Annotated in this window: 7 protein-coding genes; 2 read left to right on the top strand and 5 right to left on the bottom strand. The window is 71.3% G+C overall.

Annotated elements, in window-relative coordinates; all coding sequences use genetic code 11:
• Positions 1 to 1,136, bottom strand: a 1,136-nt coding sequence (locus ACFW1A_RS36410) for a D-alanyl-D-alanine carboxypeptidase (RefSeq protein ID WP_380417166.1), incomplete at its 3' end; no start/stop codon positions are given.
• Between the two features lie 141 nt (positions 1,137 to 1,277).
• Here ACFW1A_RS36410 and ACFW1A_RS36405 point away from each other — a divergent pair.
• The gene (locus ACFW1A_RS36405) at positions 1,278 to 1,541 is read left to right on the top strand and encodes an SCO4848 family membrane protein (protein WP_380417164.1); all 264 of its coding nucleotides are present in this window, start codon (positions 1,278 to 1,280) and stop codon (positions 1,539 to 1,541) included.
• Positions 1,542 to 1,604: 63 nt separating this feature from the next.
• A complete protein-coding gene (locus ACFW1A_RS36400) occupies positions 1,605 to 3,266 on the top strand; it encodes a hypothetical protein (RefSeq protein WP_380417162.1) in 1,662 nt (553 codons plus the stop codon).
• Between the two features lie 59 nt (positions 3,267 to 3,325).
• Here the strand turns inward: ACFW1A_RS36400 and ACFW1A_RS36395 are convergent, their stop codons facing one another.
• From ACFW1A_RS36395 to sdhC, 4 genes are read right to left on the bottom strand one after another with little or no spacing between them, the layout of a single operon-like run.
• Positions 3,326 to 4,102, bottom strand: coding sequence for a succinate dehydrogenase iron-sulfur subunit (locus ACFW1A_RS36395; protein ID WP_380417160.1), 777 nt, complete (start codon positions 4,100 to 4,102; stop codon positions 3,326 to 3,328).
• On the bottom strand, positions 4,102 to 5,844 hold the full coding sequence (gene sdhA, locus ACFW1A_RS36390; RefSeq protein WP_380417158.1) for a succinate dehydrogenase flavoprotein subunit: 1,743 nt from the start codon (positions 5,842 to 5,844) through the stop codon (positions 4,102 to 4,104). Before sdhA ends, ACFW1A_RS36395 begins: the two co-directional genes overlap by 1 nt.
• 31 nt (positions 5,845 to 5,875) lie before the next feature.
• Positions 5,876 to 6,367, bottom strand: a complete 492-nt coding sequence (gene sdhD / locus ACFW1A_RS36385; RefSeq protein WP_380417155.1) for a succinate dehydrogenase, hydrophobic membrane anchor protein — start codon at positions 6,365 to 6,367, stop codon at positions 5,876 to 5,878.
• A 6-nt stretch (positions 6,368 to 6,373) separates the two neighbouring features.
• Entirely contained in the window at positions 6,374 to 6,757 is a 384-nt protein-coding gene (sdhC, locus tag ACFW1A_RS36380) for a succinate dehydrogenase, cytochrome b556 subunit (protein WP_380417153.1), read from the bottom strand.
• Between the last annotated feature and the right edge of the window lie 379 nt (positions 6,758 to 7,136).

Here is a 7,136-nt window from a genome sequence, read left to right as displayed (position 1 = left end):
GGTCGCGGCCGGGCGGCCGGCGGTGCGGCGGGCGGTGCGGCGGGCGCGGCCGGGCCGGAGGCGGCGGCGCCGGGAGCGGGGTGCGGGGCCGGGGCCACCAGCCGGCCGACCGGGGTCACCTTGCCGGCCGCGGCGAAGCCCCAGTCGAGCAGCGCCGCGGTGTCGTCGTAGACCTTCATGTACGACTCCGGGTGCATCACCGCCACCAGCAGGGTCCGGCCGCCCCGGTCGGCGGCCCCGACGAAGGTGGCGCCGGCGTTGGTGGTGTAGCCGTTCTTCACCCCGAACAGGCCGGGGTACTTGCCCAGCAGCCGGTCGGTGTTCTGGATCCCGAAGGTGCCGCGCTTGCCGGTGGTCCGGTCCACGGCACCGGGGAACTGCGCGTCGCGGGTGGCGCAGTAGCCCCGGAAGTCCGCGTTGCGCAGGCCCTCGCGCGCGAACAGGGTCAGGTCGTAGGCGGAGGTCAGCTGCCCGTCGGCGTCGTACCCGTCGGGGGAGACCACCTGGGTGTCGGCGGCCCCCAGCACGGCCGCCTCGGCGCGCATCTGACGGACCGTCTCGTCCACCCCGCCGTTCATGTGCGCGAGCACGTGCACCGCGTCGTTGCCGGAGCTGAGGAAGACCCCGCGCCAGAGGTCCTCGACCGAGTAGTCCAGGTCCTCCTTGATGCCCACCAGGCTGCTGCCGGCGCCCATCCCGGTCAGCTCGTCGGCGGTCACCCGGTGCACCTGGGTGCGGTCGAACTTGGGCAGCACCGTGTCGGCGAAGAGCATCTTGAGGGTGCTGGCCGGCGGCAGCCGCAGGTGGGCGTTGTACGCCGCCAGCACCTCGCCGCTCGCCGCGTCCGCGACCAGCCAGGACTGGCCGGTCAGGCCGCCCGGCAGCTGCGGCGCGCCGGTGCCGGGTGCCACCTGCACCCCCTGCGCGCCCAGCCGGGCGCCGCCGACGGCGGTGGCGTCGGCCGGCGGTGCGGGTTCGCCGGCGGCGGACGGTGCCGGCTCCGCGCCGGCGGACGGTGCGGGCTCGGCGCCGGCCGGGGTGGCGAGGACCGGTGCGAGGACCGGGGCCAGGGCCAGCGTCAGTGCGGCGACCGGGAGGGCCCAGCGGCGGGGCGTGGTGCGATGATCCGAAAACACGTGTGGTGGGTACCCGCCCCGCCCCGGGCCCCTCCCACCCGCCGCGGCGGGTCCGCTCGATCGGGTACCCCCGGCTGGGCCGAACGGCCGCCCGCCGATACTGGACGGGCAGTCCCGCTCACCCCGCGAAGGATCACCGCCATGACACTCAGCCGCCGCACCTCCTGGTTCCTCGCCGCCTTCGGCGTCTGGTCGGTGATCATCTGGAGCACGTTCGTCAAGAACCTCTGGCAGGACTCGGCCCACCAGGCCTTCACCGACGGCGACCACGCCCACCCGACCGCCTTCTTCTGGATCCACCTGGCCCTGGCCGTCACCTCGTTCGGGCTGGGCGTGCTGGTCGGCCTGGTCGGCGTGCGGGGCCTGCGGGGGAAGCGTGAAGGAAATGCGTTGACGCAGAGCTGAGGGGCTGTCAGAGTCGGCTCCTGACGCCTGTCGCACGGACAGGCAGGGGAGGGGACTCAAGTCGTGAAGCTCGCCATCACCCGGTTGCTGGCCACCGGCGGGGCGCTCGGTCTGGCCACCGGCCTGGCCCTGGCGCCGGCCGCCCAGGCCGACCCGGGACCGGTCCTGACCAACCCGCGGACCACCCCCACGCCGGTGAACGCCGACACCGGCACCAGCACCGACGGCTGCGACGGGGGCGGCGCCGGCACCGGGTGGCTCGGGGCCGGCGCCCGACCGGTGGTCAGCGTGGACGTGCCGGCCGCGGACGCGGCCCGGCAGCCGCGGTTCCGGGTGCTCGACGAGACCGGCCCGGACGACGTGGTGCTGCTGGACCAGGACGCGGCCGTGGCCAACGGCACGGCGAGCCTGCCGGTGACCGGTCTGCTGGACGGTCACTCGTACAAGTGGCGGGCGCAGCTGCCGGGGGCCCAGGGCCGGGCGGTGACCCCCTGGTGCCGGTTCCAGGTGGACAGCACGCCGCCGACGGTGGCGATCAGTTCTGCCGACTTCCCGGCCAGCGGCTCGGGCGGGGCGCCCACCAAGTACGCGGGCCAGTGGGGCACCTTCACCCTGACCGGCAAGGACGCGGCCCCGGTGGGCGGCGAGGCCTCGGGGGTGGCCTGCTTCCGGGCCGCCCTGGACCCGACCCCGGCCGTGTTCAAGTGCGGAGACGCGGACACCTACCCGGCCGACACGGACGGCACGGCGCGCGTGCAGCTGCGGCCGACCACCTGGGGGACCAACGTCCTCACCGTCCAGGTGATGGACACCGCGGGGAACGTCTCGGCGGGCAGCTACACGTTCTACGCGCCGTCGAACCCCCACCCGCTCGCGGTGCCGGGCGACGTGACCGGGGACGGCGTTCCGGACATCGTGCTGCCGGACCTCGCGGGCAACCTGCAGATGATCAGCGGTGACGGCGACGACACCACTCCGGTGGCGACCCTCCCCGCCCGGCAGGGCCCGGGCGGCAGCTGGGCCGGCTACCAGGTGCTGCACTCCGGCTGGGGCCAGCACGCGCCCGGCGACGACCTGGCGTTCTACCGGCCGCAGCAGCCCGGCCCGCTCTACCTCATGTCCAACACCTCGGGCTTCGGCGACTTCCACCTGGCGAGCACCACGACGGTCGGCCGCCCCGACCCGTTCGGCGACGGCTGCGCCGACACCAACGGCGTGCTCGGCGACTGCCCGCCGAACTTCAACTACCAGAACTGGTCCGACGCCTCGCAGATCGTCCGGTTCACCGCCAAGGACCCGCACCACAGCACCCTGATCACCGAGGAGCACGGCGACCTCTGGGCCTACCCCCTGCAGGGCGGTCCCTGGGCCGGCTATGCCGAGCGCCTGACCACCACCGGCACCTGGCACAACGTCGACCTGGTCGCGCCGGGGCCGGACAGCACGGGCCAGGTGCAGCTGTGGGGCCGGGACCGGACCACGGGCGAGCTGCACGCCTACCCCCTGACGGTGCGTGCGGACGGCAGCGTCGACCCGAGCGGCCTGGCCGACCCCGCGGCCTTCGGCACCGGGCAGGTGTTCCCCACCGCCGCCTACCCGACCCTGGGCAGCTCCGGCGACCTGGACAAGGACGGCACCCCCGACCTGTGGGCGGTGACCGCGGACCGGCACCTGCTGGTCTTCGACGGGCTGGCGCAGCCGCGGGACCTGGGGCCGCTGAAGTAGGCGGGAACGCCCGAGGGCCCGTCCGGTGCACACCGGACGGGCCCTCGGGCGTTGGAGCGTCAGAAGCGGCGGGTCACCAGGGCGCGCTTGACCTCCTGGATGGCCTTCGTGACCTCGATGCCACGAGGGCAGGCCTCGGAGCAGTTGAAGGTGGTCCGGCAGCGCCAGACGCCCTCGCGGTCGTTGAGGATCTCCAGGCGCTGCTCGGCGCCGTCGTCACGCGAGTCGAAGATGAAGCGGTGCGCGTTGACGATGGCGGCGGGGCCGAAGTACTGGCCGTCGTTCCAGAAGACCGGGCAGGACGAGGTGCACGCGGCGCACAGGATGCACTTGGTGGTGTCGTCGAACCGCTCGCGGTCCTCGGCGGACTGCAGGCGCTCGCGGGTCGGGTCGTTCCCCTTGGTGATCAGGAACGGCATGACGTCCTTGTACGCCTGGAAGAACGGGTCCATGTCGACCACCAGGTCCTTGAGGACCGCGAGGCCCTTGATGGCCTCGATGGTGATCGGCTGCTCCGGGTTCACGTCCTTGATCAGCGTCTTGCAGGCCAGGCGGTTGCGGCCGTTGATCCGCATCGCGTCCGAGCCGCAGATGCCGTGCGCGCAGGAACGGCGGTAGGTCAGGGTGCCGTCCTGCTCCCACTTGACCCGGTTGAGGGCGTCCAGGACGCGCTCCTTCGGGTCCATGGTGAGCTGGTAGTCCACCCAGACCGGGTCCGGGTGCTCCTCCGGGTTGAACCGGCGGATCCGCAGGGTGACGGTGATCAGCTGGGTGCCACCGGACTCGGCCGCGTCCAGCGCCGCCGAGTGCGGGGCGGAGATCGTGGGGGCGCTCATCAGTACTTACGCTCCATCGGCTGGTAGCGGGTCGTGACGACCGGCTTGTAGTCGAGGCGGATCGAGGTGCTGCCGTCCTCGGCAACCTCCTGGTACGCCATGGTGTGCTGCATGAACTTCACGTCGTCACGGGTCGGGAAGTCCTCGCGGAAGTGGCCGCCGCGCGACTCCTCACGCGCCAGCGCGGAGACGACCAGCACCTCGGCCAGGTCGAGCAGGTTGCCCAGCTCCACGGCCTCCAGCAGGTCGGTGTTGTACCGGTAGCCCTTGTCCTGGATGGACACGTGCTTGTAGCGCTCGCGCAGGGCGGCGATGTCCTCGCTGGCCTGCTTGAGGGTGGCACCGGTGCGGTAGACCATGGCGTTGACGTCCATGGTCTCCTGCAGCTCCTTGCGGATCTGCGCGACCGACTCGGTGCCGGTGGACTCGCGCAGGCCGTCGACCAGGGCCTGCACCTTCGAGGCCGGGTCGGCGGGCAGCGCGACGAACTCGCTCTTGGCCGCGTAGTCGGCGGCGGCGATGCCCGCACGCCGGCCGAACACGTTGATGTCCAGCAGCGAGTTGGTGCCCAGGCGGTTGGCGCCGTGCACCGAGACGCACGCGACCTCGCCGGCCGCGTACAGGCCCGGGACGATGTCGGTGTTGTTGCGCAGCACCTCACCCTCGACGTTGGTCGGGATGCCGCCCATCGCGTAGTGCGCGGTGGGCTGGATCGGGATCGGGTCCGTGTAGGGCTCGATGCCGAGGTAGGTGCGGGCGAACTCGGTGATGTCCGGCAGCTTGGCGTCCAGCTGCTCCGGCGGAAGGTGCGTCAGGTCCAGGTAGACGTGGTCGCCGTCGGGGCCGCAGCCGCGACCCTCGCGGATCTCGGTGTAGATCGCGCGCGAGCAGACGTCACGGGACGCGAGGTCCTTCATGACCGGGGCGTAGCGCTCCATGAAGCGCTCGCCGTCCTTGTTGCGCAGGATGCCGCCCTCGCCGCGGGCGCCCTCGGTGAGCAGGATGCCCATGCGCCAGATGCCGGTCGGGTGGAACTGGAAGAACTCCATGTCCTCCAGCGGCAGGCCGCGGCGGTAGACCAGCGCCTGGCCGTCACCGGTGAGGGTGTGGGCGTTGGAGGTCACCTTGTAGAACTTGCCGGTGCCGCCGGAGGCGAAGACCACCGACTTGGCCTGGAAGACGTGGATCTCGCCGGTGGCCAGCTCGTAGGCGACGACGCCCGCGGTCTTGCCGTCGTTGATCAGCAGGTCCAGGACGTAGAACTCGTTGAAGAACTCGACGCCGTGCTTGACGCAGTTCTGGAACAGCGTCTGCAGGATCATGTGACCGGTGCGGTCGGCCGCGTAGCAGGAGCGGCGGACGGCCGCCTCGCCGTGGTTGCGGGTGTGGCCGCCGAAGCGGCGCTGGTCGATCCGGCCCTGCTCGGTCCGGGAGAAGGGCAGGCCCATCTTCTCCAGGTCGAGGACCGCGTCGATGGCCTCCTTGCACATGATCTCGGCGGCGTCCTGGTCGACCAGGTAGTCACCACCCTTGACCGTGTCGAAGGTGTGCCACTCCCAGTTGTCCTCCTCGACGTTGGCGAGGGCGGCGCACATGCCGCCCTGGGCCGCGCCGGTGTGGGACCGGGTGGGGTAGAGCTTGGTCAGCACCGCGGTGCGGCTGCGCTGCGTGCTCTCGATGGCCGCGCGCATACCGGCGCCGCCGGCGCCGACGATGACGGTGTCGTACTGGTGAATCTGCATGAGTGTTGACTCGCCTCTGGTCCTGCGCCGATTAGATGTTCGGGTCGAAGGTGAAGATCACCAGGGTGCCGAGCAGGACCGTGAAGACGGTCGCGGCACCCATCAGGGTCTTCAGCCAGAGCCGAGTCGAATCCTTCTCGGCGTAGTCGTTGATCACCGTGCGCATGCCGTTGGCGCCGTGCAGCATGGCGAGCCAGAGCATCAGCAGGTCCCAGCCCTGCCAGAACGGCGAGGCCCAGCGACCCGCGACGAAGGCGAAGTTGATCTTCGACACGCCGCCGTCCAGGGTCAGCATGATGATCAGGTGACCCAGGATCAGCACGACCAGGACGACACCGGACAGGCGCATGAAGAGCCAGGCCAGCATCTCGAAGTTGGTCCGGGTGCGGCGCGGGGTCCTGGTGGTCCGGGTGCGCGGCGGCTGGATGACGAACTGGTCGGCGGGGTTGCCGGTGCCCAGGCCGCGACCGGTGTGCGCCTGGGACGAGGAGACCAGCTCGACGTCGTTGATGTCAGTGGACATACCGGATCAGCCCTTCCCGAACCAGTCGGTCAGCGTGTGCTGGAGAATCGGGTAGAAGGCGCCGGCCATCAGGACGACCCAGACGCCCACGACGCTCCACAGCATCTGCTTCTGGTACTTCGGGCCCTTCGACCAGAAGTCGACCGCGATGACTCGCAGACCGTTCAGGGCGTGGAACAGGATGGCGGCGGTCAGGCCGTACTCCATCAGGTTGACCACGGGTGTCTTGTACGTCGCGATGGTCGTGTCGTACGCGTGCGGCGAGACCCGCACCAGCGCGGTGTCGAGCACGTGGACGAGAAGGAAGAAGAAGATGAGGACGCCAGTGACTCGATGAGCCACCCAGGACCACATGCCTTCGCGGCCGCGGTACAGCGTTCCAGCCGGCACGGGAAACCCTCCGGAAGCGGTTGAAGGGCTCGGCCGGCTTCGGTGTCGGTCAGCCCGGCCGGGTACGGTCCACCGGCCGCGAGCATCCTATCGACGCCCCGTCGGGAACCGCCTCCGGGGGGTTTGAGTGTGATCAATCAGGCACGGGCGGCCTAAAGTCACCCCGTCAGGTGACAGCGGGTCACCGGACGACTGCGGTACGGTGCCGGTTCCGGGTCGCCGACCCGCTCCGGGCGGGGACCCGGTTCCGCCGCGCCGCACCCGACCCGCCCACCCGACCGGCCTGCCGCGCCGGCCGAGGCCGACGCGCCCGCTCCCGGGGGAGCGGACGCGGTGAGCGCGTTCACCCTGACGATTGGTGAGATCGTGCGCCAGCACG

It is taken from the genome of Kitasatospora sp. NPDC058965 (genome assembly GCF_042741245.1).
Taxonomy (GTDB): domain Bacteria; phylum Actinomycetota; class Actinomycetes; order Streptomycetales; family Streptomycetaceae; genus Kitasatospora.
This window is presented reverse-complemented; position numbering and strand designations above follow the sequence as displayed.